Origin of the sequence: Microbacterium sp. NPDC019599 (assembly GCF_040632175.1) — a bacterium.
Taxonomy (GTDB): Bacteria; Actinomycetota; Actinomycetes; order Actinomycetales; family Microbacteriaceae; genus Microbacterium.
On record NZ_JBEYBL010000005.1, the window covers coordinates 167,524 to 193,028 of the forward strand.

Genomic DNA, 25,505 nt, shown 5'->3' on the forward strand with positions numbered 1-25,505 from the left:
ATCTACCCCACATTCGCCCCAGCGGAGGAACGCACTGTGGATCTGTACGAGTACCAGGCACGCGATCTGTTCGAGAAGTACGAGGTGCCGGTGCTCCCGGGCATCATCGCCGACACCCCTGAGGAGGCGAAGGCGGCCGCCGAGAAGCTCGGCGGTGTCGTGGTCGTCAAGGCTCAGGTGAAGACCGGCGGTCGCGGCAAGGCGGGCGGCGTCAAGGTCGCCAAGACCCCCGACGAGGCGTATGAGGCCGCCAAGGCGATCCTCGGCCTCGACATCAAGGGTCACGTCGTCAAGCGCGTCATGATCGCGGCGGGCGCCAAGATCGCCAAGGAGTTCTACTTCTCGGTGCTGCTGGACCGCGCGAACCGCTCCTACCTGTCGCTCGCATCGGTCGAGGGCGGCATGGAGATCGAGCAGCTCGCGGTCGAGAAGCCCGAGGCGCTCGCCCGCATCGAGGTCGACCCCATCACGGGCATCGACGAGGCCAAGGCCCTCGAGATCGCCAAGGCCGCGAACTTCGACGAGGAGCTGGCCCCCAAGGTCGCCGACGTCTTCGTGAAGCTCTTCCAGGTCTACAAGGGCGAGGACGCGACGCTCGTCGAGGTCAACCCGCTCATCCAGTCCGAGGACGGCGAGATCATCGCCCTCGACGGCAAGGTCTCGCTCGACGAGAACGCCGAGTTCCGTCACGCCGGCCACGCGCTCCTGGAGGACAAGGCCGCAGCCGACCCGCTCGAGGCCAAGGCCAAGGAGAACGACCTCAACTACGTCAAGCTCGACGGCCAGGTCGGCATCATCGGCAACGGCGCGGGCCTCGTGATGTCGACGCTCGACGTCGTCGCGTACGCCGGTGAGAACCACGGCGGCGTCAAGCCCGCCAACTTCCTCGACATCGGCGGCGGCGCCTCGGCGGAGGTCATGGCCGCCGGCCTGGACGTCATCCTGGGCGACCCGCAGGTCAAGTCCGTCTTCGTCAACGTCTTCGGTGGCATCACCGCGTGCGACGCCGTCGCGAAGGGCATCGTCGGCGCGCTGGCCGAGCTCGGCCACTCGGCCACCAAGCCGCTCGTCGTCCGCATCGACGGCAACCGCGTCGAAGAGGGCCGTCGCATCCTCGAAGAGGCCGATCACCCGCTCGTGACGCTCGCCGCCACGATGGACGAGGGCGCCGACAAGGCCGCCGAGCTCGCGAACGCCTGACGCTTCGACAAGCTCAGCGACCGGATCAAACCGTAAGGAACCAGAGAGAAATGTCGATCTTCCTCACCAAGGACTCCAAGGTCATCGTCCAGGGCATCACTGGCGGCGAAGGCACCAAGCACACCGCGCTCATGCTCAAGGCCGGCACGCAGGTCGTCGGCGGCGTCAACGCCCGCAAGGCCGGCACGACCGTCCTCCACAAGGACAAGGGCGGCGCCGACGTCGAGCTTCCGGTCTTCGGGTCGGTCGCCGAGGCGATCGAGAAGACGGGCGCCGACGTCTCGATCGCGTTCGTCCCCGCCGCCTTCACGAAGGCCGCCATGATCGAGGCCATCGACGCCGAGATCCCGCTGCTCGTCGTGATCACCGAGGGCGTGCCCGTCGGCGACTCGGCCGAGGCATGGGCCTACGCGAAGTCGAAGGGGAACAAGACCCGCATCATCGGCCCGAACTGCCCCGGCATCATCACGCCGGACGAGGCGCTGGTCGGCATCACGCCCGCCAACATCACCGGCAAGGGCCCGATCGGCCTCGTGTCGAAGTCGGGCACCCTGACGTACCAGATGATGTACGAGCTGCGCGACCTGGGCTTCTCGACCGCGATCGGCATCGGCGGCGACCCCATCATCGGCACGACGCACATCGATGCGCTCGAGGCCTTCGAGGCCGATCCCGAGACCAAGGCGATCGTCATGATCGGCGAGATCGGCGGTGACGCCGAGGAGCGCGCGGCCGACTTCATCAAGGCCAACGTCACCAAGCCCGTCGTCGGCTACGTCGCCGGCTTCACGGCACCCGAGGGCAAGACGATGGGCCACGCCGGCGCCATCGTCTCCGGCTCGGCGGGTACGGCGCAGGCGAAGAAGGAGGCCCTCGAGGCCGCCGGCGTCAAGGTCGGCAAGACGCCGTCCGAGACCGCTGACCTGATGCGCGCCATCATCGAAGCGCTGTAAGCACTGACGAGACGAGGGACGGATGCTGCGGCATCCGTCCCTCGTTCGTCTCTGCCGATCACCCCGAACCGGTGGCCTCGAGCTCGTCCTTGAGGTCGTCGAGCGCGGCGTAGTACTCGAGCGTGCGGTAGTACTCGCCGTGCGTGCCGACCGTCACCATGTAGCCGCTCTTGTCCAGCTCGCCCGCGTACCGGTCGACGCGGTTGACGATCTGCTCCTCGCCGTCGAACTTGACGGTGCTCGAGGCGGGGTAGCCGAGGAAGTCCGTGAGCCGCCACAGGCTGATCCACCGGATGGGGTGCTCCGGCTCGTATCTGCGCGGCGGGGCGAGGGTTCCGGCGACCCGGCCGATGCCGAGCGACGCGGGCTCGGTCTCGGGCGGTTTGGAGGACGGGCCGTGCTGCTGCTGGAAGTCCTTCTCCCAGGGGTCTTTCGAAAGCAGCCCGGGCCCGTGCACGAGAGGTGTCGTCCCGAGGACGGTGGGTCCGAGCATCTCGGGGAGCATGCGGCCGAAGAACGTGCGCAGCTGGACGCCGAACGTGAGCAGGCCGATGCGGGGCAGCTGGTCGCGCGTCGTGGGGCTGCTCGCGAGCACGCCGAGCGCCGACACGGCGAGCACGCCGCCCATGCTGTGGGCCGCGAGCACGACGCGGCGGTCCTGCCGCCCCGGCTCCCTGAGCCAGTGGTTGATGCGGCCGGCGATCTCGGGGACGGCGCGCTCCGCGTAGCACGGCGGTCCGAACGGGTGCCCGGTCTGCGGGAGGTAGCACGCGATGTCCCATGCGAGGCCGAGCGGCCGGGAGGAGCTTCCCGAACCCGCGCCGGCCGCCAGGATCGCCACGATGACCGCGGCGAGGGCGGCGAGGCCGAGCATCGAGACCTCCATCGCATCGACGACGAACTGCTGCATGTCCGCCGGCGCGATGCCCCACAGCGACGTCTCCCGCTGGTACGCGTAGATCGTCCAGAAGAGCCCCACGCCGATGCCGACGGCCATCGCGACGGCGAAGACCCCGGCGACGGGTTCGAGCAGGTGCAGGCGCGCGGCCGAGCCGCGCTTGGCCTCGATGCGGCGCCACAGCGTCCGGGCCGACGGCGGGAGGATGCCGCCCTCGCCGATCGGGATGTCCTCGTCGCTGATCGGGACGCTGCCGGGCTTGTCGGGCGGTCCCATGCGCCACGCCGATGCGCGCGGGACGAGGTTGCGCCTTCGGATGAACGCGGCGGCGAGCACCAGGATGAACGCGATCGCGAGGAACACGATGATCGCGGAGCCGAGGGCGACATAGCTCGACGAGATCCGCAGGCCTCCGATGTCGGCAGGCGGCGTGCCGACCGTGGTCTCGCCCGTCAGTCCGGACTGCGAGTCGCTCCAGTCGATGGACACGCGGCCCGGCTGCTCCTCTGCCACCTGACGCCAGCCGACGAGCGCCGCCGGCCCCTGAGACCCGTTGAGCCAGTCGCCGATCGCCACGACGATGATCGCGCTGATGGCCGACGAGAGCGCGAGCGAGACGATCATGAAGAGGGCCGGTCCGCATCCCCACCAGGCCGCGGCCCTGCGACCCGCGAACGGCCGGAAGGTCAGCGCGATGACGGCGATGCCCGCCGCGATCGCGACGATGACGGTCGGCGTCATCCCCGCCCCGTACAGCCGGTCCACGCCGACCGGCGGCGCGGGCGTGAAGGCGACGAATCCGCACGTCACGACGAAGACCAGGATGCCGACCCCGAGCACGATCCCGCTGGCGAGGTTCGCCCACCCGAGGCGCTGCTCCTCTTCGGGGGCGACCCTCATGGTCGGCAGGATCGACGCCGCGACGGCCGCCGCCACGACGCCGACGAGCGCGACGACGGCCATCGCCACGTAGAACGGGAACCAGCCGTCGTCCGTCGTCGTGCAGTCGCCGAAGACGAGGCCGCCGCAATCGGTCCGCCAGGCCATGGAGGCCTGCGTCGCGACGAATCCCGCCGTCAGCAGGAGCGCGCCGGCCAGGTGCACGCGCGCGAGGTGGCGCGTGACGCGATTCGACCAGAAGCCCGCCTTCGACAGGACGGCCGGGGGCGCGGCTTCCGGCTCGCGGCGGCTCGCGCGGCTCTGCTCGGCGACGGGGGGCGCGGGGACAGGTCGCGCATCGGCGGCGCCGGCCGCGGGCGGCTTCCGGGCTCCGTCGCCGCCGTGGTCCTGCATGCCCGGGAGGTTGTCGTAGCGCAGCCGCGACATCGCGGACAGGACCCACAGCACCGCGGCCAGCCCCACGGGGATGAGCGCCATCAACGCGAGGCGCTGCCCGGGCGACCAATCCTTCATCGGACCGAAGACCCCCGAGAGCGGCCCGCAGAGCGCCGGCTCGGCGCCGCACTGCGAAGCGCCGATGTCGAGGGCCAGGGTCGCCATGGTCGTCGTGAACAGCAGCGTCAGCACGAAGCAGAACAACCGGGTCAGGCCCGATGTGAAAGCGATCCACCCCTGCCGTCCCCTGCTGTCGCCGGGCTGCGTCAGCCGCCGGGTCCACTGCGCGGCGTTCGCGAGCGAGAAGGGGAGGATCAGGGCGTAGAAGACGCGGGTGATGACGCCGAGAACGACGCCGCCGGCGCTGAACACCCCGGCCGTCGGGACCGTGCGCACCATACCGCCCCATGAATACGCCTCGCGCTGGATCCCCTCCGGGACGAATCCCCGGCTGTCCGGGGTCGTCGTGTCGAGGGATTCCTTCGTGGGCGCCCAGAACGATCCCAGGGTGTCGCCCGCGAGCCGGCGGATGGCCTCGGGCGGAAGGTCCAGCAGGGACGCCGGGGTGGTGTTGTTGACCCCGTGCACGCGCAGCTCGAGCGTCAGCTCGCCGCCGCGCACGATCTCGTCGGGTGGAGCCGCGCCGGTCGACGGGGCCCCGCCGCCGTCCTCTTCGGGAACCGGCTCCGTTGTTCCTATGGGCGCAGGGGTCTGGTCGGACATGGCGCGCCTCCGATCGGCGAGATTGCGCCACATGTTAGTGATCGCGTGCCCGCGGCGGAATACACCCTCGGAACGGGCCTTCCGACCCGCCGGCGCGCCGAGCCCCGGATCGCGTGCCGAGCCCGGATCGGCCGTCGAGCGCCGGTCAGCCGCCGAGCGCCGCCTCGATCGGCCCGCGGGCGAAGTAGACGACGAAGCCCGCGGCCACGATCCACAGGAGCGGGCTGATCTGCTTCGCCTTGCCCGACAGCGACCGGATCACGACCCACGAGATGAAGCCTGCGCCGATGCCGTTGGCGATCGAGTACGTGAACGGCATGACGGTCACCGTGAGGAAGACCGGGGTGAGCACCGTCAGGTCGCCGAGGTCGACGTGGCGGATCTGCGACATCATGAGCGCGCCGACGATGACGAGGGCGGCCGAGGCGACCTCCGAGGGCACGATGCTCGTGAGCGGCGTGAGGAACATCGCGAGGAGGAAGAGTCCGCCCGTCACGACGTTCGCGAGGCCCGTGCGCGCACCTTCGCCGATCCCCGACGCGGATTCGATGAACACGGTGTTGGACGACGACGATGTGAAGCCGCCGGCGATCGCGCCGACGCCCTCCACGACGAGGGCCGAGCGCAGCCGCGGGAAGTCGCCCTTCGCGTCGGCGAGCTCGGCCTCGCGCGAGAGCCCCGTCATGGTGCCCATGGCGTCGAAGAAATTCGTGAAGACGAGCGTGAAGACGAGCATCGTCGCGGCGAGGCCGCCGACGCGGCCGAAGGCGCCGAAGAGGTCGACCTGCCCGACGAGGCTCAGGTCGGGGATGCTCACCCAGCTCGTCGGCAGAGAGGGGACCGAGAGCGACCAGCCGCCCGGATTGACGGCGCCGTCCGCGCCGAACTTCGGCCCGATGTGCCACACGGCCTCGATGACGACAGCAAGGACCGTGCCCGAGACGAGGCCGATGAGCAGCGCACCCTTGACGCGCAGCACCATCAGCACGGCGCACAGCAGGAGCGTGACGACGAACACGAGGGTCGGGATCGTCGCGATCGAGCCGCCCTCACCGAGACCCACGGGCGGCGACGCGACGCCCGTCGAGGTCACGAATCCCGCGTCGACGAAGCCGATGAACGCGATGAAGAGGCCGATGCCCACGGTGATCGCGGTCTTGAGCGCGACGGGCACGGCGTCGAAGATGAGCCGCCGCAGACCTGTAGCCGCGAGCAGCACGATGATGAAGCCGTTGATCATGACGAGGCCCATCGCCTCGGGCCACGTGACCTGACCGACGACGCTGACGGCGAGGAACGAGTTGATGCCGAGCCCCGCGGCGAACGCGAACGGCAGCCGCGAGACGAGGCCGAAGAGGATCGTCATGACCCCGGCCGTCAGCGCCGTGACGGCGGCGACCTGCTGGAAGCCCAGACTGTCGCCCGCGACATCCGTCCCGCTGGACAGGATGATCGGGTTCAGGATGACGATGTAGGCCATCGTCACGAACGTCACGAGCCCGCCGCGCACCTCGGCGCCCGGGCCCGAGCCCCTTCGCGTGATCTCGAAGAAGCGGTCGAGCGCTCCTCGCTCCTCGGTGACGGACTTCTCGGACGCGGGTGCAGTGCTCACGGATGGACCTCCGTAAGAAGACGTTAGCCGCACCCTCGCCCACCGGAGGCCGCGGCATCCCGTCCCGCCCTGTTCCAGCCGGATTATTGTGAAGGCATGCCGCTGTCGGGAGAGTACAAGCCGTCCACCGCCGACTGGGCCCGCAAGCAGGCCGAGGAGTTCGAGCAGAGCGAGGGAGCGAAGGCGAACCTTCTGCGCGGGAAGCCCATCATCGTCCTCACGACGCTCGGCGCCAAGACGCGGGGCCTGCGCAAGACCGCGCTCATGCGCGTCGAGCACGAGGGCCGCTACGCCGTCGTCGCCTCGAAGGGAGGCGCGGAGCACGAGCCGAAATGGGCCGGCAACATGCGCAAGCACCCGCACGTCGAGCTCCAGGACGGCGCCGTCAAGCACGACTACGTCGCGCGGGAGCTGTCCGGCGACGAGCGTGCCGAATGGTGGAGTCGCGCCCTCGAGGTGTGGCCCGACTACGAGGGCTACCAGCGCAAGACGGACCGCCTCATCGCGGTCTTCGTGCTCGAGCCGACCGGGTCCTGACCTCGATCGCGCGGCCGGGGCGCGTCCGCGAAGACGGTTCCTCCCCGCTGGGTAGGGTCGACAGGGCATGCACCGCCTCATCGTCGCCTTCCTCTCCGCCTTCGACGCCGCCATCGCGGTCGCCGCGGGGATCGCGGCGACCCTCGCACCGCTGACGGTCCTGTGGGTGTTCGCCCTGGGCGACACGGCCGACTGGGGGGCGCTCTGGCCCGTGAGCGCCGTCGTCTGGCAGCTCGGGCACCTCGTGCCGCTGACGCTCACGCTGCCCGGCGAATACCTGGCCGAGACGGGGATCACGGAGGACGCGGCATCCTTCGTCCTCTCGCTGGCTCCGCTGGCCTTCGCGTCGTTCACGGCGATCTTCGCCGCCCGCTCGGGCGCGCGCGCGTCCCGGGCGGGCGGATGGATGACGGGGGTCGGGGTCTCGACCGTCGCCACCGCGACGCTCGCGACCCTCATCGCCCTGAGCTCGCAGAACGCCGTCGCGGCGGTCACGCTGTGGCAGGCGATCGTGTTCCCGACGCTCGTCTTCGCCGTCCCGGCGCTCATGGGCGCGGTCGCCACGGAGTGGCGCGAAGCGCCCGACGGGCTCATCGCACGGCTGCGCGATCGCGTCGAGAGCGCTCCGGGCTGGTGGGGCGCGGTCCCCGGTGTCGCGGTCCGCGCCTCGGCCGCGGCCGTCGCCGGCCTCGTGGGCGCGGGAGCGCTCGTCCTGAGCGTCGCCTTCCTGCTCCGCGGGGGCGAGATCGTCGCGCTGTACCAGGCCGCGAACCTCGACGCGCTCGGGGCGATCGTCGTGACGCTCGCGCAGGCGGCCTACCTGCCGACGCTCGTCGTGTGGGGAGTGTCGTTCGTCGCGGGTCCGGGCTTCTCCGTCGGCGAGGGCACCGCGGTCTCTCCCTCGGGCACGCAGTCCGGCGTCATGCCCGGCGTGCCGGTTCTCGGCCTCATCCCCGAGTCGTCGAGCCCGTGGCTCCTCCTCGTCGTGCTCCTGCCCATCGCCGTCGGGGCCGTCGCGGGGTGGATCGCGCGCTCGCGCCTGCTCGCTGCGGCCGGCATCCCGCCGCGCGTGCGGACCCGACGCGTCAAGGCGGACAGGACGGATGCCGTCGCCCCCGCCTCCGACGCCGGGCTCGACATCGACTCCGCCGATGCGGCGCGCCGCGCAGCCCTCGCCGAGCTGCTGACGCGGCCACCTCTCTCCGCGAGTGCGGGACCGGGAGAGGCTCGGGATGCCGAAGCCGCCGCGGACGGCGGAGCGGCAATGGACCGCGAGGTCGACCCAGAGCCCCGTCGCGCCGTCCACGTCGCGGAGCCCGTCCTGCCCCGCATCGTCGTGACCCTCGCGATCGCGGCGCTCGCGGCGGGTGCCGCGGCGGCGCTCGCCGTCTTCGCGTCCGGCTCGCTCGGGCCGGGAAGGCTCGCGCTCGTCGGTCCCGAGCCGGGGCCGGTCGCGCTCGCCGTCGGAGTCGAGGTGCTCGTGGGAGCCGCGATCCTCCTTCTGTCGCCGCGGTCGGGCGATCGGGACGACTCGCTCGAGTCCGAAGCATCGGCCGACCGGACGACGGCCGTCCCCGGGGGAGCCGCCGCGCCGACCGCCGAGGCCGACACCGCCCCGATCTGCGGGAAGGTCGCCGAGCCGGGTGCGGGGGGACCTGACGCGCCGCCGCTCGGAGCAGCGTCTGGGTCGGGCCCGGCGTCGCGGCCGACGGCCCCGGCGCCGCTGTCGGGGGTGAGCCCGGCACACCCGACCCGGACCCCGGCCCCGATAACCCCGACCCCGACGCCGGCAGCGCCGCCCGCGGCACCCCCACCGTCCGCGTCGGAAGCCCATCCGGACGAGGTCGATCCGCACGCCGACACGGCGCCCATCGACCTGCCGCCGTCACCGGGCGCGGGCGGCGATACGCCGTCGGTAGACTAGGCCCGTGCTCACGGTCGCCGTCCTCATCTCGGGTACGGGGTCGAATCTGCGGGCTCTGCTCGATGCGGCGGCCGATCCGGACTACCCCGCGCACGTCGTCGTCGTCGGCGCCGATCGCGAGGCCGAGGGCTTCTCGCACGCCGAGGAGTACGGCATCCCGACATTCCTCGTCCCGTGGCGCGAGTTCGACTCGCGCGACGAGTGGGGTGCCGAGCTCGCCGCACAGCTCGACGTCTGGAAGCCCGACCTCGTGGTCCTGAGCGGCCTCATGCGCCTGCTCCCGCCGAGCGTCGTCGAGGCGTGGGCGCCGCGACTCATCAACACGCATCCCGCGTACCTGCCCGAGTTCCCGGGCGCGCACGCGGTCCGCGACGCGCTCGAAGCCGACGTGGTGCAGACGGGGGCCAGCGTCATCGTCGTCGACGACGGCGTGGACACGGGCCCGATCCTCGCGCAGGAGCGGGTCCCCGTGCTGCCCGGCGACGACCTGCACACGCTTCACGACCGGATCAAGCCCGTCGAGCGTCGCCTTCTCATCGACGTCGTCCGCCGCATCGCGACGGGAGAGCTCGATCTCGCCGCCGTCGCGGCCGGTGGATCGAGCAGCCGCGACAGCGGCGTATCGAAGCCGTCCCCCCGCTCCTGATGCGCCGCCTCCGGCGCCCCTGAATCTGTCTGCAGACCCCGATCCCGAGGAGTCCTCACCATGGCCGGTCCCAGCCACGACCCGTCCCTCTACCGCGACCGCGACGTCGTCCCGATCCGCCGCGCCCTCATCTCGGTGAGCGACAAGAGCGACCTCCTCCAGCTCGGACAGGCGCTCGCGGGCGCAGGCGTCGAGATCGTCTCGACCGGCGGCTCGGCATCGCTCCTGCGCGACGCGGGCCTCACGGTCGTCGACGTCGCGAGCGTCACAGGCTTCCCCGAGTCGCTCGACGGGCGCGTCAAGACGCTGCATCCCGGCGTGCACGCGGGCCTGCTCGCGGACCTGCGCCTCGAGGACCACGTGCAGCAGCTCGCCGAGCTCGGCATCGAGCCGTTCGAGCTCGTCGTGGTGAACCTGTACCCGTTCGTCGAGACGGTCGCCTCGGGCGCCCAGGGCAACGACGTCGTCGAGCAGATCGACATCGGCGGCCCCGCGATGGTCCGCGCGTCGGCGAAGAACTTCGCGAACGTCGCCATCGTCGTATCGCCGGAGTCCTACCCCGCCGTCATCGAGGCCCTCGGGACGGGCGGCACGACCCTCGCGCAGCGCCGGGAGCTCGCGGCCCGCGCCTTCACCCACACGGCGCAGTACGACCGCGCGGTCGCGACATGGTTCGCCGAGGGCACCCTGACCGAGAACGACGGACTCCCGCAGCACCTCACGATCAAGGCCGAGCGCCTCGAGACACTGCGCTACGGCGAGAACTCGCACCAGCGCGCCGCGATCTACTCGCGCGTGGGCGGGCACGGCATCGCGCAGGCGACGCAGCTGCAGGGCAAGGAGATGTCGTACAACAACTACGTCGACGCGGACGCCGCGCTGCGCGCCGCCTTCGACATGGTCAAGCCCGCCGTCGCGATCATCAAGCACGCCAATCCGTGCGGCATCGCGGTCGCGGCACCCAACGCCCTCGACCCCATCGCGAGCGCCCATCTGCGGGCACACGAGTGCGACCCGGTGTCGGCGTTCGGCGGCGTCATCGCGGCCAACCGCACCATCACGCTCAAGATGGCCGAGAACCTGCGCGACATCTTCACCGAGGTGATCATCGCGCCGGACTTCGAGCCCGAGGCGCTCGAGGTCTTCAAGCTCAAGAAGAACCTGCGCGTGCTGCAGCTGCCCGCCGACTGGCGCGAGGAGCGCATGGACGTCCGCCTCGTCTCGGGCGGTCTCCTGCTGCAGGACGCCGATCGCTTCCCCGACGACATCGAGTCGGTCGCGAAGGACTGGGAGCTCGTCTCGGGCGAGCGTCCGTCGGAGGACGAGATGACGAACCTCATCTTCGCGTGGAAGTCGTGCCGCGCCGTCAAGTCGAACGCGATCGTGCTCGCGAAGAACTCCGCGACGGTCGGCATCGGCATGGGCCAGGTCAACCGCGTCGACTCGTGCCGCCTCGCGGTCGAGCGGGCCGGTGACCGCGCTGCGGGCTCGGTGGCGGCATCCGACGCCTTCTTCCCCTTCGCCGACGGACCGCAGGTGCTCATCGACGCGGGCATAACGTCGATCATCCAGCCGGGCGGCTCGGTGCGCGACGCCGAGGTCGTGGAAGCTGCGCGCGAGGCCGGCGTCACGATGTTCTTCACGGGGGAGCGCCACTTCTTCCACTGAGCTTGCCGAGTGCGAGCCGCAGCTGCGGTTCGCCGAGCCCACCTCTTCTGCGCGAACCCACCCCTTCCGGCGGACGGAAGCGGGTGGGTTCGCGGCGATCGGGTGGGTTCGCGATAGGGCGGGATGCTGTCCACAGCCATGTCCGATTTCCGCCAGTGGGTGTCGGCGGGGCGTGTCAGGCTAGGTGCATGAGCATCGCCATGACATCGGACGCGACGAGAGTCGCATCCATGACATTCGACGAGCGGTACCGCGCCATCGACTCGCGCGACGCCCGCTTCGACGGTCAGTTCGTCACCGCGGTGCGCTCGACGGGCATCTACTGCCGGCCGAGCTGTCCCGCGCGCACGCCCAAGGCGTCGAACGTGACGTTCTACCCCACGAGCGCCGCGGCACACGAGGCCGGCTACCGCGCGTGCAAGCGGTGCCTTCCGGAGGCGGCGCCCGGGTCTCCGCAGTGGAACCTCCGCGGTGACGTCGCGGGCCGCGCCATGCGGCTCATCGCGGAAGGCGTCGTCGAGCGCGAAGGCGTCCCGGGTCTCGCGCGGCGGCTCGGCTACTCGCCCCGCCACCTCACGCGGCTCCTGACCGCCGAACTCGGCGCAGGCCCGCTCGCGCTGAGCCGCGCGCACCGGGCCCAGACGGCGCGGATGCTCCTGGTCGGCACCGAGCTGCCGGCATCCGATGTCGCCTTCTCCGCCGGGTTCGCGAGCGTCCGGCAGTTCAACGACACCATCCGCGAGGTGTTCGGCCTGGCGCCCCTCGAGCTGCGCGCGCGCCGTCGGCGCCCCGCGTGGGCGGTGGGCGCCGAGTCGGCCGCGCCGGGCGCCATCGACCTGCTGCTTCCGCACCGCGGTCCGCTCGACTCCGCCGGGCTCTTCGCCTGGATGAGCGCGCGCGCCGTCCCGGGCATGGAGGTCGCGACGCCGACGTCGTACGCCCGGTCGCTGCGGCTGGACGGCGGTCCCGCGTGGTTCGAGCTGAGGCTCGACGACGCCGGTCGCGTGCGGCTGCGGGCGCGGATGACCGCTCTGCGCGACCTCCCCGCGCTCGTGTCGCGTGCGAGGCGGCTGTTCGACCTGGATGCCGATCCCATCGCAGTCGACGAGGCTCTCGCCGCTCATCCAGAGCTCTCGCCGCTCGTCGCGCGCGTTCCCGGCATCCGCGTCCCCGGTGCCGTCGATCCGCACGAGATGCTCGTGCGGGCGATGGTCGGCCAGCAGATCACTGTCGCGGCGGCGCGCACGGCGCTGACGGCGCTCGTCGAGGCGCTCGGCGACCGGCTCGACGGCTTCGCCGACACCCCGCGACTCTTCCCCACGATGTCCGCGATCGCCGAACGCGGGCGCGACGTCCTCCGGGGTCCTGCGGCGCGCACGAACGCCCTCGTCGGCGCAGCGGCTGCCCTCGCCGACGGCAGCCTCACGCTCACGACGGGGGATGACGGCGCGGAGCAGCGCGCGGCCCTCCTCGCGATGCCCGGCATCGGCCCGTGGACCGCCGACTACGTGCGCATGCGCATCCTGGGCGATCCCGACGTCCTCCTGCCGGGCGACGTCGCGGCGCGCGCCGGCGCCGCGGCCTCCGGCATCCCATCCGATCCTGCGGGGCTCACGGCGTGGGCGACACGGACGGCGCCGTGGCGCAGCTACCTCACGGCGCACCTGTGGGCGCCCGCGCCCGCATCGCGACCCCGCCGTGCCCGGCCCGGCACCGACCCGACTCCGAATCGACCGCTCGAGGAGCAGCCATGACCACCGCGACCATCCAGACGATCGACACTCCCGACGGCGCCTTCACGATCGTCGCCGACGAGCGAGGTCGCGTCCTCGCCTCAGGCTGGACCGCCGATCCCGAGGCCGCGCTCGCACGCATCAGCCCGCGGCTGCGCCCGGTCGCCGTCGCCGAGGGAGAGACGGATGCCGCAGCCGCCGCCCGCGCGTACTACGGCGGCGACCTCGCGGCGATCTGGTCGGTCGAGGTCGCCCAGACCGGCACCGAGATGCAGCTGAGCGGCTGGCGGGTGCTGCGCGCGATCGAGCCCGGCTCGCCCCTCAGCTACGCCGAGTTCGCCGCCGCCCTGGGCCAGCCGAGCGCCGTGCGCGCTGCGGCGTCCATCTGCGCCCGCAACGCGCCGGCGCTGTTCGTGCCGTGCCACCGCGTCCTGCGGTCCGACGGCTCGCTCGGCGGGTTCGCGTGGGGGCTCGAGGTCAAGCGATCGCTGCTCGCGCGCGAGGCCGCCTGACCGGAGGCATCCGGGGAGCGCGGGAGGAGCCGGCGAGGCTCCTTGATCCGAGCCATCCGGGGCGCGTGCGGTTCGCGCTGATTTCGCACTTGCATTCAGCGGACTCCCAGGTTTAGGCTGGTGGGCTGTCGCGCGTCCGCGCGGCATCCCACGATCCGAGGAGGAAGCCATGTACCAGGCAGTCATCGCCACCCAGCCGGCCGCGCTCGTCCTCACTCCGTGGACGGCCGTCGGCAAGGCCGGCCCTCTCGTCGAGCGCTCGCGCGCATAAATCCGCGTCCGAGGTCCGGCATAGCGTCGGACCCGTCGGCGTTCTCCTCGACAAGACCGGGTCACCGGCCACCTCCGCGCTCCCGCGCCCCCTCGCTGTTCCGTCGCGAAGTCGCGACATCCGTCACCCACAAGGATCATGACCTCCACCGCTCAGTCCTCGCAGCTGTCCACCGGGCGCGCGCTCGCTCGTCTCATCCCGTTCACCAGGCCCGTCATGGGGCGGCTCCTGCTCGGCGCCGGGAGCGCTCTCGCGGCGAGCCTCGTCGCGCTCAGCATCCCGCTCGTCCTCGAAGCGGTCGTCGCAGGCCCCATCGCGTCGGGCGACTTCGCCCAGATCGCGTGGGGCGCGGCCCTCGTGCTGGCTCTCGGTCTCGCCGAGGCGGGGCTCGTCTGGGCGCGTCGCTGGTTCGTGCTGACGCCCGCGACGCGGGTCGAGTACACGCTCCGCACGCGCATCTACGAGCACCTGCAGCGCCTGCCCGTCGCGTTCCACGACCGCTGGCAGTCCGGCCAGCTCCTGAGCCGCATGATGCAGGACATCGGCCTCATCCGGCGCTGGCTCGCGTTCGGGCTCATCCTGCTGCTCGTCAACGTCCTCACGATCATCGTCGGGTCGCTCATCCTGTTCCGCTGGCACTGGCTGCTCGGCACGATCTTCCTGGCCTGCTCGCTGCCGCTCTGGTACGCCGGCTACCGGTTCGAGAAGCGCTACAGCGCCCTCACTCGTCAGGGCCAGGACCAGGGCGGTGACCTCGCGACGGCCGTCGAAGAGAGCGTGCACGGCATCCGCGTCCTCAAGGCCTTCGGCCGCGGCAAGCACGCGCTGCACAAGTTCGCGCGCCAGGCCGAGATGCTGCGTGTCACCGAGCTGCGCAAGGCGCGCGCCGTCGGCCTCGTCTGGTTCTGGCTCGTGCTGCTGCCCGACATCGCGTTCGCGCTGTGCCTCGCGGCCGGCATCCTGCTCAACCTCGCGGGTCAGCTGAGCGTCGCCGAGCTCTTCGCATTCTTCGCGATGGCCACGGTGCTGCGCTGGCCGATGGAGTCGATCGGCTTCCTCTTCTCGTTCCTCCTCGACACGCGGACGGCCACCGACCGCATCTTCGAGGTGCTCGACGAGGAGAACACGATCGACGACCCCGAGACCCCGACGACGATCGCCGCGCCGCGCGGCGAGCTCGCGTTCGAGGGCGTGCACTTCCGGTATCAGGATGCCCCGGCATCCCAGCGCGATCTGCTCGACGGGATCGACCTCGTGCTGCGACCGGGTGAAACGATGGCGCTGGTCGGGCTCACCGGCTCGGGCAAGACGACCCTCACGACGCTGCCGGCACGCCTGTACGACGTGACCGGTGGGCGCGTGACGCTCGACGGCGTCGACGTCCGGGACCTGACCCTGCCCGAGCTGCGCACGCACGTCTCGATGGCGTTCGAGGACGCGACGCTGTTCTCGTCCTCGGTGCGTGAGAACGTGCTGCTCGGACGCGCCGACCTGAAGCCGGGCAGTCCGGAGGCCGAAGAGGCGCTGCGCGAGGCGCTCGCCGTGGCGCAGGCGCACTTCGTCTACGACCTGCCCGACGGCCCCGACACGGTGATCGGCGAGGAGGGGCTGTCCCTCTCCGGCGGTCAGCGCCAGCGGCTCGCGCTCGCCCGTGCCGTCGCCGCCAAGCCCGCCGTGCTCGTCCTCGACGACCCGCTGTCGGCGCTGGACGTCGACACCGAGGCGCTCGTCGAGGAGGCGCTTCGCGAAGTGCTCGCCGAGACGACGGCGCTCATCGTCGCGCATCGGCCCTCGACGGTCGCGCTCGCGGACCGCGTCGCGCTCCTCGAGGCGGGTCGCATAACGGCCGTGGGTGCGCACTCCGACCTGCTGCGCACGAGCGAGCACTACCGCCACGTGATCTCGAGCCTCGAGACCAAAGAGGCTGCCGACGACGAGACCGATACCCGCCTGCGGGAGAAGGAGGTGACCCTGTGAGCACCCAGACCGTGACCGGGACGAGCGGCGAAGACCGCTCCGACTACACGCGCGAGGAGAGCCGGCAGATCCGGCGCCGCTCGCTGCGCCTGCTCGGCTCGCTCGTGAGCCCGCTGCGCTGGCAGCTCGTGCTGGCAGCATCCGTCCTCGTCGTCTCGACGGCGCTCCGCGTCGCCGGCCCCGCCCTCATCGCCTACGGGCTCAACACGGCGCTTCCCACCGTCGTGGAGGAGGGGGACTGGATGCCGACCATCATGGTCGTCTCCGTCTACCTGGCCGCGGCGCTCGGCGGGTCCGCGCTCATCGGCTGGTACGTCGTCGTCGCGGCGCGGCTCACGCAGGCCGTGATGCTGGACCTCCGCAAGCGGATCTTCCTGCACACGCAGCGACTGAGCCTGGAGTTCCACGAGTCGTACACGTCGGGGCGCATCATCTCGCGCCAGACGAGCGACCTGGACTCCATCCGCGAGCTGCTCGACGGCGGACTCAACGAACTCGTGTCGGGGCTGCTGTACGGCGGATTCACGCTCATCGCGCTGCTGCTGCTGGACTGGCAGTCCGGAGTGATCCTCGTCGTGATGGGGCTCCCGCTCATCTTCCTCATGCGGTGGTTCTACACGCGGTCGCAGGTCGCCTACCGGCAGGGCCGCGTCGTGAGCGCGAAGGTCATCGTGCACTTCGTCGAGACGATGACCGGCATCCGCGCCGTCAAGGCGTTCCGCAAGGAGCCGCGCAACGACGACGAGTTCGGCGACCTCGCGGGCCAGTACCGCGACGTCAACATGCGCTCGATCCGACTGTTCGGCACGTTCGAGCCCGGGCTCATGGCGATCGCCGCGTTCTCGATGGCGGCCGTCCTCCTGTGGGGCGCCCTGCGTGTCGCCGAGGGCGTGCTCGAGGTCGGAACGCTCCTGGCGGCCGTCCTCTACGTGCGCAACTTCTTCTCGCCGATGCAGGAGGTCGCGTTCTTCCTGAACTCGTATCAGTCCGCGACGGCGGCGCTCGAGAAGGTCTCCGGCGTCCTCGAGGAGGAGCCGACGGTGCCGGACCCCATCCGTCCCGTCGACCTGTGGACGGCGCGCGGCCACGTGCGCTTCGACGACGTCACCTTCGGGTACAACGGCGACCGCACGATCCTGCCGGACTTCTCGCTCGACATCCCGGCGGGGCAGACGATCGCGCTCGTGGGCACGACGGGAGCCGGCAAGTCGACGCTCGCGAAGCTCGTGTCGCGGTTCTACGACCCGACCGATGGGCGCGTGACGCTCGACGGCGTCGACCTGCGGTCGCTGCACCCGAAGGACCTGCGCCGCGCGATCGTCATGGTGACGCAGGAGGCGTACCTTTTCAGCGGCTCGGTCGCCGACAACATCGCCCTCGGCAAGCCCGACGCGACCCTCGAGGAGATCAGGACGGCGGCCCGCGCGGTCGGCGCCCACGAGTTCATCGAGGAGCTGCCCGACGGCTACGACACCGACGTGAACAAGCGCGGCGGCCGCGTCTCGGCAGGTCAGCGGCAGCTGATCTCGTTCGCGCGCGCATTCCTCGCCGACCCCGCGGTCCTGATCCTCGACGAGGCGACGGCGTCCCTCGACATCCCGTCGGAGCGCCTCATCCAGGACGCGCTGCAGACGCTGCTGGCCGACCGGACGGCGATCATCATCGCGCACCGCCTCTCGACGGTCGCGATCGCGGACCGCGTGCTGGTCATGGAGCACGGCCGGATCATCGAGGACGACAGCCCCGACACCCTCATCGGGGGCACGGGCAAGTTCGCGCAGCTCCACGCCGCGTGGCGCGAGTCGCTCGTGTGACGCCCCGCCCCCGGCAGACGGATGCCGCGGCCCGCGCTTCGCGCCGGGTCGCGGCATCCCTCATTCCGGCGTGGGCCCGTCGCCGTCGGAGGTTCTGATCTGGGTCGGAGGTTGGCGGGCAGATCATCCGACCTGGGGCCGATCCTCCGACGTCAGCGGGCGTTGTGAGCGCCCGAGGCGATCGCCCGGGCGATGACGCGCTCGACGGCGGGCCAATCGTGGACGACCTGAGCGTAGGTGAATCGCAGAACGGTGTAGCCGCGTAGGGCGAGCTCGGCGTCGTGAGCTGTGTCGCGCGTTCGCTGTGCCGACGTGGAGTGGTGAGCGAACCCGTCGATCTGCACGACAAGCCGTTCGCCGATGAGCAGATCGACTCGGTGGCCGGCGATGAGGATCTGCTGCCGAATCGGGATGCCCCACGGTGTGAGACGCACCACCGCGAGCGTCTCGAGACCCGAGTCGGAGAGTCCATTCACGCTGTGCGCGCAGTTCCGCGCCGCGACCGAGGTCCACGCGACCCGTCGAAGCGCATCCACCGAGAGTCTCTCGAGCCTGACGGCCGACTCCCACACCAGGAGCGCGGACTCCTCGGTCAGGCAGCCCGCGATGTGAGACAAGGCGTTCTCGATCGAGTCGACGAGCTGACGCGTGGGAGCGGGTGCGACGGGGACACGCCAGTGCACGACGGTGTCATCCCGGGCCTTCGGAGACCGCGCGTGCGGATCGACCCACAGGTGCAGGTGATTGTCCGCCCCCTCCGGAACCCACCACTTCCGTCGCCGCGCGAGCGATAGGCAAGTGACTCGCCCACCTGCCTCGGCTGCGGCGAGCAGCGCCGGATTCGCATCAGTGGACGCCAGCCAATGGCGACGTACGATCCGGACTTCGCGCGAGGCGACAAGCCGGCGCTCCATCGCGGGCCGAAGACCCGCCGACGCCGCGGTCTGACGGTGCACGATGCCGTCGTGCGCGGTGAGCAGCTCCCGAAGATTCACTCGACCATGGTCGGGCTCACTCGCACGTCGACACCGGGAGCCCGACCATCCGTGGATGGCTCGGCGGATCGGACGCTTGGGGAGGCGGCGCTGCGTCGGAGGATTCGGCCGATGTCGGAGAGATCGAGCCGATCCCTCCGACCTTCGCGGCATGCTCCGACGCGGCGTGGAGCTAGAGGCGGACCTCGGCGATGACCTCGCCGTACTCGGTCTCGCCGACGGGCGTGAAGCCGACGCGCTTGAAGAACGCCTCGGGGCCGCCCGTGCCCGCTTCGTAGATGACGTCGACGTGGTCCTTGCCGCGCTCGCGCGCCTCGGCGAGGAGCTTCTCGACCGCGAAGCGGCCGACGCCGCGGCCCTGGTCGTCGGCGTCGACGTTGATGCGCCACAACACGGAGCGGAAGTGCTCCTCGGGGGCGTCGTCGTCGAAGTTCGCGCTCACGAAGCCGACGACCTCGTCGCCGTCGAGCACGACCCGCTGCCAGGCGGTGTTCGGATTCGCGACGGCGCCGGCCACGGCGTACGAGACGGGGGCCAGGAACTGCTCCTGACCGGGCTTCAGCGACAGGTTGTTGACCGCCACGATCGTCGCGGCGGACAGTTCCACAAGTCGGAGCTCACCCATACCGCTCAGGCTAGCGGTATCGACGGGATCCGGCACGTCGAGTATCCCCGCGTGACGAAAGTATCTCGATGTCAAGATAGTTTCGCCGGTGCGATAGGCTGAATCAGCCCTGGAACGAAAGCGATGCACGTGACCGATTCGACCATCATCTACACCTATACAGACGAGGCGCCGGCGCTTGCGACGGCGTCGTTCCTGCCCATCGTGCAGGCCGTCACGCGTCAGGCCGGAGTGGAGGTCGAGACCCGCGACATCTCGCTCGCGGGCCGGATCCTCGCGGCATTCCCGCAGAACCTCACCCCCGAGCAGCAGGTGGGCGACGCCCTCGCCGAGCTCGGCGGCCTTGCGACGCTTCCCGAGGCGAACATCATCAAGCTGCCGAACATCTCGGCGTCGATCCCGCAGCTGAAGGCGGCGATCGCCGAGCTCCAGTCCCAGGGCTTCGACATCCCGGACTACCCGGACGAGGCCGAGTCGGTCGAGGAGAAGGACGTCCGCGCGCGGTACGACCGCATCAAGGGCTCGGCGGTCAACCCGGTGCTCCGCGAGGGCAACAGCGATCGCCGTGCACCCCTCTCGGTCAAGAGCTACGCCCGCAAGCACCCGCACCGCAACAAGCCCTTCGCGGAGGGCTCCAAGACGCGCGTCGCGACCCTCGGCCACGACGACTTCCGCTCGAACGAGAAGACGACGGTCATCGAGGGCGACGACGTCCTGTCGATCCAGCACGTCGCCGCCGACGGCACCGTGACGACCCTCAAGGCGGGCGTCAAGGTGCTCCCCGGCGAGATCGTCGACGGCACGTTCCTGTCGGCGAAGGCCCTCGACGCCTTCCTCGCCGAGACGCTCGAGACGGCCAAAGCCGACGACGTCCTGTACTCGGTGCACCTCAAGGCCACCATGATGAAGGTCAGCGACCCGATCATCTTCGGCCACGTCGTGAAGGCGTACTACGCCGACGTCTTCGACCGCTACGGCGACAAGATCGCCGCGGCGGGCCTCACGCCCAACGACGGCCTCGGCGCGATCCTCGCGGGTCTCGCGAACGTCGAGGGCGGCGACGAGATCGCGGCCGCCTTCGCCGCGGCCACCGACTCGCCGCGTCTGTCGTACGTGAACTCCGACAAGGGCATCACGAACCTCCACGTGCCGTCCGACGTCATCGTCGACGCGTCGATGCCCGCGCTCGTCCGCAACGGCGGCAAGCTGTGGGGTGCCGACGGCGGCGAGGCCGACACGCTCGCCGTCATCCCGGACTCGTCCTACGCCGGTGTCTACCAGACGGTCATCGAGGACGTCGTCGCGCACGGTCCCCTCGACCCCGCGACGATCGGCACGGTGCCCAACGTCGGCCTCATGGCGCAGGCCGCGGAGGAGTACGGCAGCCACGACAAGACCTTCGAGATCGCGTCGCCCGGCACGGTGCAGGTCGTCGACGCCGCGGGCGACGTCCTCCTCGAGCACGCCGTCGAGCCCGGCGACATCTGGCGCGCGACGCAGACCAAGGACGTCGCCGTGCGCGACTGGGTCAAGCTCGCCGTCACGCGCGCCCGCGCGACCGGCTCTCCCGCCGTGTTCTGGCTCGACGAGAGCCGCTCGCACGACGCCGCTCTCATCGGAAAGGTGAAGGAGTACCTCGCCGAGCACGACACCGAGGGCCTCACGATCGAGATCCTCGCGCCCGCAGACGCGACGCAGTACTCGCTCGACCGCCTGCGCAAGGGTCAGGACACCATCTCGGTCACGGGCAACGTCCTGCGCGACTACCTCACCGACCTGTTCCCGATCCTCGAGGTCGGCACGTCGGCGAAGATGCTGAGCATCGTCCCGCTCCTCGCGGGCGGCGGCCTCTTCGAGACGGGCGCCGGCGGCTCGGCCCCGAAGCACGTGCAGCAGCTCCTCGCCGAGGACTACCTCCGCTGGGACTCGCTCGGCGAGTTCTTCGCGCTGGCAGCCTCGTTCGAGCACTTCGCGGACTTCACGGGCAACGTCAAGGCGCAGGTCCTCGCCGACACGCTGGATGCCGCGACCGGCACGTTCCTCGAGAACGACAAGTCGCCCGGACGCGCCCTCGGCACGATCGACAACCGCGGCAGCCACTTCTACCTCGCGCTGTACTGGGTGCAGGAGCTCGCGAAGCAGCAGGCCGATCCCGAGCTGGCCGCGGTCTTCGCGCCGGTCGCCGAGGCTCTCGCCGCGAGCGAGCAGCAGATCGTCGACGAGCTCATCGCCGTCCAGGGCACGCCCGTCGACATCGGCGGCTACTACCGCCCGGACCCGCTCGCGGTCGAGGGCGTCATGCGCCCGTCGAAGACGCTCAACGAGATCGTCGCCCGCCTGGCCTGAACCACCTCATCGAAGGGGCGACGGATGCTGCAGCATCCGTCGCCCCTTCCTCGTCGTGCGTCAGCAGACGTCCCCGCGAGACTTCACGAATGTCACGCGCGGAGCGTGCCCAGCGGACATATGCGAAAGTCTCGCGGACACAGGCGGTGCGTCAGACCTGACCCGCGCGCTGTACGACGGCGGAGAGCGGATGCTGTGTCGCGAGGTCCGCGAGGGCGACGGCGCCGTCGAGGCCGTCGCCGAGCGGATCGACGAGCGACGGGCCGCCGCGCGTGCCGTCCGCGGTGAGCGCCGCGGCGAACGCGTCGCGCAGCAGCGCCGAGCGGAAGACGCCGCCGATCGCGCACACGGCGAAGTGCTCGTCGTCGGCGCGGCGGACGTTGGAGAGCGACGTCGAGACGCTCGCGGCGAGCTCGCCGGCCGCGCGCTGCGTGATGCGGAGCGCGACAGCATCCCCTTCGGCCGCGAGGAGTGCGACGTGCGCCGCGAACGAGGCGACGACGCTCACGCGATCCTCGGCGGCCTGGAGCTCGATGTACGCCTGCGGGAGGCTGGGCCACAGCGCGCGGACGGGGTCGGTGAGCGCCGTCGCGGGGCCGCGGCCGTCGAAGGCGCGCATGACCGCGTCGAGGGCCTCGCGCCCGATCCAGTAGCCGCTGCCGGCGTCGCCCATGATGTGGCCCCAGCCGTCGACGCGCGAGATCGCGTCCTGCCCCACGGCGAGCGTCACGACGCCCGTGCCCGACGCGACGACGGCGCCGCGCTGCTCACCGAGCGCGCCGAGGAACGACGTCGTGGAGTCGTGGGCGAGGACCACGCCGCGCGCTCCCGCATCGCGCACGAGCGCCAGCAGGGGAGCGGCATCCGCGTCCTTGTCGGTCAGTCCCGACACGCCTGCCGTCACGACGTCCGGCGTGATGCCCGTCCGCTCGATCGCCCCGTGCACGACGTCGGCGAGCTGCGGGAGGAGCGGGCCGCTCGTGTCGATGCCGCGGAAGAGCAGGTCGCCGCGTTCGCCCTCTGCCTGCACGCGGACCTTCATGCCCGTCTGGCCCGCGTCGATCGCGAGCACCTTCGTCGTCGTCATCCCGGGTCCTTTCGTCTGCCGTGATCCGCGGGGGGCCTAGAGGTGCTCGCGGAGGAAGCGGACCTGCTCGGCCCACTGATAGAGCTGACCGCCCTCGTGATCGTTGTGGGTGTAGACCTCGATGCGCTTGTCGGCGGCGCCGTACCGGTTGAACGCCGCGAAGACGGTCGAGGGCGGGCACGTGAGATCCATGAGCGCCGCCGAGAAGAGGGCGGGCGCCGTCGCGCGGGTCGCCATGATCGCTCCGTCGAAGTACGACAGCGTGCGGTGGACGAGCTCGTCGGCCCCGCGGTGCACCGACAGGTACCGCACGATCTCCTGGTAGGGATCGCGATCGGTGAAGCCGACCGAGCGCGGGAACTCGCAGAGGAACGGGACGTCGGGCAGCACCGCGACGAGACCCTCGCACAGTCCGGCGGCGGCCAGGGCGATCCCGCCACCCTGACTGGCGCCGGCGACCGCGACGCGCGTCGCGTCCACCCCGGGAAGCGTGCGCACCGCGTCGACGGCGCGGACGGCATCCGTGAACACTCGGCGGTAGTAGTAGGCCGCGGGGTCCTCGATGCCGCGGGTCATGAAGCCGCTCGCGGACGGGCCCGTCCCGTGCGGATCGGGAGTCCCGCCGCCCGAGCCCCATCCCGAGCCCTGCCCGCGCGTGTCCATCACGAAGTGCGCGAAGCCCGCGGACGCCCAGCCGAGCTTCTCGAAGGGCAGGCCGCGCCCGCCGCCGTACCCGATGAACTCGACGACGGCGGGGAGCGGCGCGCTCGCACCTGCGGGCACGAGCAGCCACGCCTTCACCGGGTCCCCCGCGAAGCCGGGGAACGTCACATCGAAGGCCTCGATCGTCGTGAGCGGCGTCTCGGCGGGCGTCACGACGACATCGCCGCCGGCCGCGCGCGACCGCTCGAGGGTCTCAGCCCAGAACTCGTCGAAGTCGCTCGGTTCGGGGAGGTCGGGGCGATACGTCTCGAGTTCGGCGAGCGGCAGGTCGAAGCGGGGCACGGCGTTCCTTCTGGAGAGGGGATGCCGGCACCCGCCGGCGATCGAGCGCCCGGTTCAGTCCGGCGCATCGCCACGATAGGCAGTCGGCGAGGCGCGGCGCAAACCGCCGGTCGGACGGTGACGCGCGCGGCTCAGAGCGCGGGGCCGAGAGCGGGTCTCAGGCGTGGATCCACACGTCCGTGCCGTACGGTGCCCAGTCGTAGATCTGCTTGGCGCGCCACTCCGGCATGCCCACGCAGCCGTGGCTCATCCGGTTGCCGTAATTGCTGTGCCAGTAGACCCCGTGGAAGGCCTGACCCCCGTTGAAGTACATGGGCCAGCGCACGTTCGGCGTCTCGTACTCGCCCGTGATGTTGCCCTGGGCGTCGCGGTCGTAGCCCCGCATGGTCTGCACCGACGTCTTGTAGCCGATCGTGTAGTGGCCCGTGTAGGTCGGCGTGTTCGGCAGTCCGCTCGAGATGAGCCACGAGTCGACGACCGCGCCGTTCTCCTTGACGTAGAGGCGCTGCTCGCTGAGGTCGACCTCGAGCATGCGCGCGAGGTTCGTGGTCTTGAACGGCGTCTCCTCGACGGGGAGCGCGTAGACGGCGTCGCCGTTCGCGAGCTGTTCGGCGTACGCCTTCGCGATCCCCGCGGTCGAGTCCAACTCGCGGCCCACGACGCCCGCCGTGGGGGTGCTGAGGACCGTGCCGGCGGAGTTCACGATGACGGTCGCGTCGACGGGCGCCCGGTGGACCGCCGCGGGCAGCCCCTTGACGGCCTTGGCGATCGCGTTCGCGTCCGCGCTGATGTCGAACGTGCCGCGATCGCCCGATTCGATCGTGAGCCACGACGCGAGCGTCTTGCGCTCGACCGGGACAGCACGATCGGAGCCGACGTAGAAGCCCGCGGAGTCCAGCATCCGGTTCAGGATCCCCGCCGTCGCGTCGGCGACGTACGTCGACCGCTCCGGATCCACGGGGGCCGTCGTCGCCTCGATCGTGACGCGGGCGTCACCGGCCGCGAAGGCGTCGGCCAGAGCCGCATGGACGGCATCGACGTCGATCCCCTCGCCGTCGACGGAGGGCGTCACGACGTAGGTCGCGGATTCGACGTCGAACGCGAGCTTCGAGTCGGTCGGATCGACGTAGAGCCCGGGGAGGGCGGACCGCAGGGCGCCGCCCGCGACTGCCGCGTCGATCGCGATCGGCGCATCGAGCGGCTCCGCGAACCACTCGCCGACGTTCCAGGCGGGGCGTGCGGCGAAGGCTGCGTCGACGAGGGCCTGGGCGTCCACGGTCGCGCCGAGCTCGGCGCCCGTGACCTCGGCGTCGCCGGCGTCGCTGGTCAGCACGATCGTCGTGTCGGCCATACGCTGCTCGACCGCTTCCGCGGCGGCGCCGGGCGTGAGGCCTCCGACGGGTACGCCGCCGATGGACGTGCCGGGCGCGATGACGACGGCGGATGCCGCGCCGAGTCCCACCGCGGCGACCGCGACGGGGATGCCGATCCACAGCCAGAGGCGGCGCTTCTTGCGCGCCGGCTCGGCCGGAGCCCACTCGTACGCTGTCGCGTCGCCGGTCTCGGCATCCGTCTGGATGACGGAAGTCTCGTCGTCGGGCGAGGACGCGTCGGCGTCCGGCCGTGCGACCAGATCGGTCATGC

18 protein-coding genes are annotated in these 25,505 nt (G+C 71.1%); 11 read left to right on the forward strand and 7 right to left on the reverse strand.

Going from position 1 to position 25,505, the window contains the following annotated elements:
* Positions 1 to 36 precede the first annotated feature (36 nt).
* Together sucC and sucD are read left to right on the forward strand one after the other, a co-directional pair.
* Complete coding sequence (gene sucC / locus ABZ477_RS11150; protein WP_360132393.1) at positions 37 to 1,200, forward strand: ADP-forming succinate--CoA ligase subunit beta; 1,164 nt, start codon at positions 37 to 39, stop codon at positions 1,198 to 1,200.
* A 50-nt stretch (positions 1,201 to 1,250) separates the two neighbouring features.
* Positions 1,251 to 2,153, forward strand: a complete 903-nt coding sequence (gene sucD, locus ABZ477_RS11155) for a succinate--CoA ligase subunit alpha (protein ID WP_360132395.1) — start codon at positions 1,251 to 1,253, stop codon at positions 2,151 to 2,153.
* A 58-nt stretch (positions 2,154 to 2,211) separates the two neighbouring features.
* Here the strand turns inward: sucD and ABZ477_RS11160 are convergent, their stop codons facing one another.
* Positions 2,212 to 5,109 (reverse strand): hypothetical protein, encoded by a 2,898-nt coding sequence (locus ABZ477_RS11160; protein WP_360132398.1) that lies wholly within the window; start codon positions 5,107 to 5,109, stop codon positions 2,212 to 2,214.
* Between the two features lie 145 nt (positions 5,110 to 5,254).
* Complete coding sequence (locus tag ABZ477_RS11165; RefSeq protein ID WP_360132400.1) at positions 5,255 to 6,721, reverse strand: NCS2 family permease; 1,467 nt, start codon at positions 6,719 to 6,721, stop codon at positions 5,255 to 5,257.
* Between the two features lie 96 nt (positions 6,722 to 6,817).
* On the opposite strand from ABZ477_RS11165, the gene ABZ477_RS11170 reads away from it, so the two are divergent.
* The 8 genes from ABZ477_RS11170 (at position 6,818) to ABZ477_RS11205 (ending at position 17,803) form a co-directional block, all read left to right on the forward strand.
* Positions 6,818 to 7,258, forward strand: a complete 441-nt coding sequence (locus ABZ477_RS11170; RefSeq protein WP_360132403.1) for a nitroreductase family deazaflavin-dependent oxidoreductase — start codon at positions 6,818 to 6,820, stop codon at positions 7,256 to 7,258.
* 67 nt (positions 7,259 to 7,325) lie between these two features.
* The gene (locus ABZ477_RS11175; protein ID WP_360132406.1) at positions 7,326 to 9,182 is read left to right on the forward strand and encodes a DUF6350 family protein; all 1,857 of its coding nucleotides are present in this window, start codon (positions 7,326 to 7,328) and stop codon (positions 9,180 to 9,182) included.
* Between the two features lie 4 nt (positions 9,183 to 9,186).
* Positions 9,187 to 9,828: a phosphoribosylglycinamide formyltransferase gene (gene purN / locus ABZ477_RS11180; protein ID WP_360132409.1), complete on the forward strand. Its 642-nt coding sequence runs from the start codon at positions 9,187 to 9,189 to the stop codon at positions 9,826 to 9,828.
* Between the two features lie 60 nt (positions 9,829 to 9,888).
* A complete protein-coding gene (purH, locus tag ABZ477_RS11185; protein WP_360132412.1) occupies positions 9,889 to 11,496 on the forward strand; it encodes a bifunctional phosphoribosylaminoimidazolecarboxamide formyltransferase/IMP cyclohydrolase in 1,608 nt (535 codons plus the stop codon).
* 230 nt (positions 11,497 to 11,726) lie between these two features.
* Positions 11,727 to 13,250, forward strand: coding sequence for an AlkA N-terminal domain-containing protein (locus ABZ477_RS11190; RefSeq protein ID WP_360132415.1), 1,524 nt, complete (start codon positions 11,727 to 11,729; stop codon positions 13,248 to 13,250).
* Positions 13,247 to 13,741 (forward strand): methylated-DNA--[protein]-cysteine S-methyltransferase, encoded by a 495-nt coding sequence (locus ABZ477_RS11195; RefSeq protein ID WP_360132418.1) that lies wholly within the window; start codon positions 13,247 to 13,249, stop codon positions 13,739 to 13,741. The genes ABZ477_RS11190 and ABZ477_RS11195 overlap by 4 nt, the downstream gene beginning before the upstream one ends.
* Before the next feature lie 409 nt (positions 13,742 to 14,150).
* Positions 14,151 to 15,989, forward strand: coding sequence for an ABC transporter ATP-binding protein (locus ABZ477_RS11200; RefSeq protein WP_360132421.1), 1,839 nt, complete (start codon positions 14,151 to 14,153; stop codon positions 15,987 to 15,989).
* Complete coding sequence (locus ABZ477_RS11205; RefSeq protein WP_360132424.1) at positions 15,986 to 17,803, forward strand: ABC transporter ATP-binding protein; 1,818 nt, start codon at positions 15,986 to 15,988, stop codon at positions 17,801 to 17,803. The genes ABZ477_RS11200 and ABZ477_RS11205 overlap by 4 nt, the downstream gene beginning before the upstream one ends.
* Before the next feature lie 152 nt (positions 17,804 to 17,955).
* On the opposite strand, the gene ABZ477_RS11210 is transcribed toward ABZ477_RS11205, so the two are convergent.
* Positions 17,956 to 18,486, reverse strand: coding sequence for a DUF559 domain-containing protein (locus ABZ477_RS11210; protein ID WP_360132427.1), 531 nt, complete (start codon positions 18,484 to 18,486; stop codon positions 17,956 to 17,958).
* Positions 18,487 to 18,970: 484 nt separating this feature from the next.
* Complete coding sequence (locus tag ABZ477_RS11215) at positions 18,971 to 19,423, reverse strand: GNAT family N-acetyltransferase (RefSeq protein WP_360132430.1); 453 nt, start codon at positions 19,421 to 19,423, stop codon at positions 18,971 to 18,973.
* A gap of 129 nt (positions 19,424 to 19,552) precedes the next feature.
* On the opposite strand from ABZ477_RS11215, the gene ABZ477_RS11220 reads away from it, so the two are divergent.
* Positions 19,553 to 21,769: an NADP-dependent isocitrate dehydrogenase gene (locus ABZ477_RS11220; RefSeq protein WP_360132433.1), complete on the forward strand. Its 2,217-nt coding sequence runs from the start codon at positions 19,553 to 19,555 to the stop codon at positions 21,767 to 21,769.
* Positions 21,770 to 21,920: 151 nt separating this feature from the next.
* On the opposite strand, the gene ABZ477_RS11225 is transcribed toward ABZ477_RS11220, so the two are convergent.
* The 3 genes from ABZ477_RS11225 to ABZ477_RS11235 form a co-directional block, all read right to left on the reverse strand.
* Positions 21,921 to 22,856, reverse strand: coding sequence for a BadF/BadG/BcrA/BcrD ATPase family protein (locus tag ABZ477_RS11225; RefSeq protein WP_360132436.1), 936 nt, complete (start codon positions 22,854 to 22,856; stop codon positions 21,921 to 21,923).
* A gap of 36 nt (positions 22,857 to 22,892) precedes the next feature.
* A complete protein-coding gene (locus ABZ477_RS11230) occupies positions 22,893 to 23,861 on the reverse strand; it encodes an acetylxylan esterase (RefSeq protein WP_360132439.1) in 969 nt (322 codons plus the stop codon).
* 157 nt (positions 23,862 to 24,018) lie between these two features.
* Positions 24,019 to 25,503 carry a L,D-transpeptidase gene (locus ABZ477_RS11235; protein WP_360132442.1) on the reverse strand — a complete coding sequence of 495 codons (1,485 nt, stop codon included), beginning with the start codon at positions 25,501 to 25,503 and terminating at the stop codon, positions 24,019 to 24,021.
* Between the last annotated feature and the right edge of the window lie 2 nt (positions 25,504 to 25,505).

Bases quoted from the DNA above. Each gene is read 5' to 3' on its own strand.
- ABZ477_RS11190 (WP_360132415.1), top strand. From the start codon at position 11,727: ATGACATTCGACGAGCGGTACCGCGCCATCGACTCGCGCGACGCCCGC.
- ABZ477_RS11200 (WP_360132421.1), top strand. From the start codon at position 14,151: ATGACCTCCACCGCTCAGTCCTCGCAGCTGTCCACCGGGCGCGCGCTC.
- ABZ477_RS11160 (WP_360132398.1), bottom strand. From the start codon at position 5,109: ATGTCCGACCAGACCCCTGCGCCCATAGGAACAACGGAGCCGGTTCCC.
- ABZ477_RS11215 (WP_360132430.1), bottom strand. From the start codon at position 19,423: ATGGGTGAGCTCCGACTTGTGGAACTGTCCGCCGCGACGATCGTGGCG.
- ABZ477_RS11195 (WP_360132418.1), top strand. From the start codon at position 13,247: ATGACCACCGCGACCATCCAGACGATCGACACTCCCGACGGCGCCTTC.
- ABZ477_RS11175 (WP_360132406.1), top strand. From the start codon at position 7,326: ATGCACCGCCTCATCGTCGCCTTCCTCTCCGCCTTCGACGCCGCCATC.
- ABZ477_RS11225 (WP_360132436.1), bottom strand. From the start codon at position 22,856: ATGACGACGACGAAGGTGCTCGCGATCGACGCGGGCCAGACGGGCATG.
- purH (WP_360132412.1), top strand. From the start codon at position 9,889: ATGGCCGGTCCCAGCCACGACCCGTCCCTCTACCGCGACCGCGACGTC.
- ABZ477_RS11170 (WP_360132403.1), top strand. From the start codon at position 6,818: ATGCCGCTGTCGGGAGAGTACAAGCCGTCCACCGCCGACTGGGCCCGC.
- sucD (WP_360132395.1), top strand. From the start codon at position 1,251: ATGTCGATCTTCCTCACCAAGGACTCCAAGGTCATCGTCCAGGGCATC.
- ABZ477_RS11235 (WP_360132442.1), bottom strand. From the start codon at position 25,503: ATGACCGATCTGGTCGCACGGCCGGACGCCGACGCGTCCTCGCCCGAC.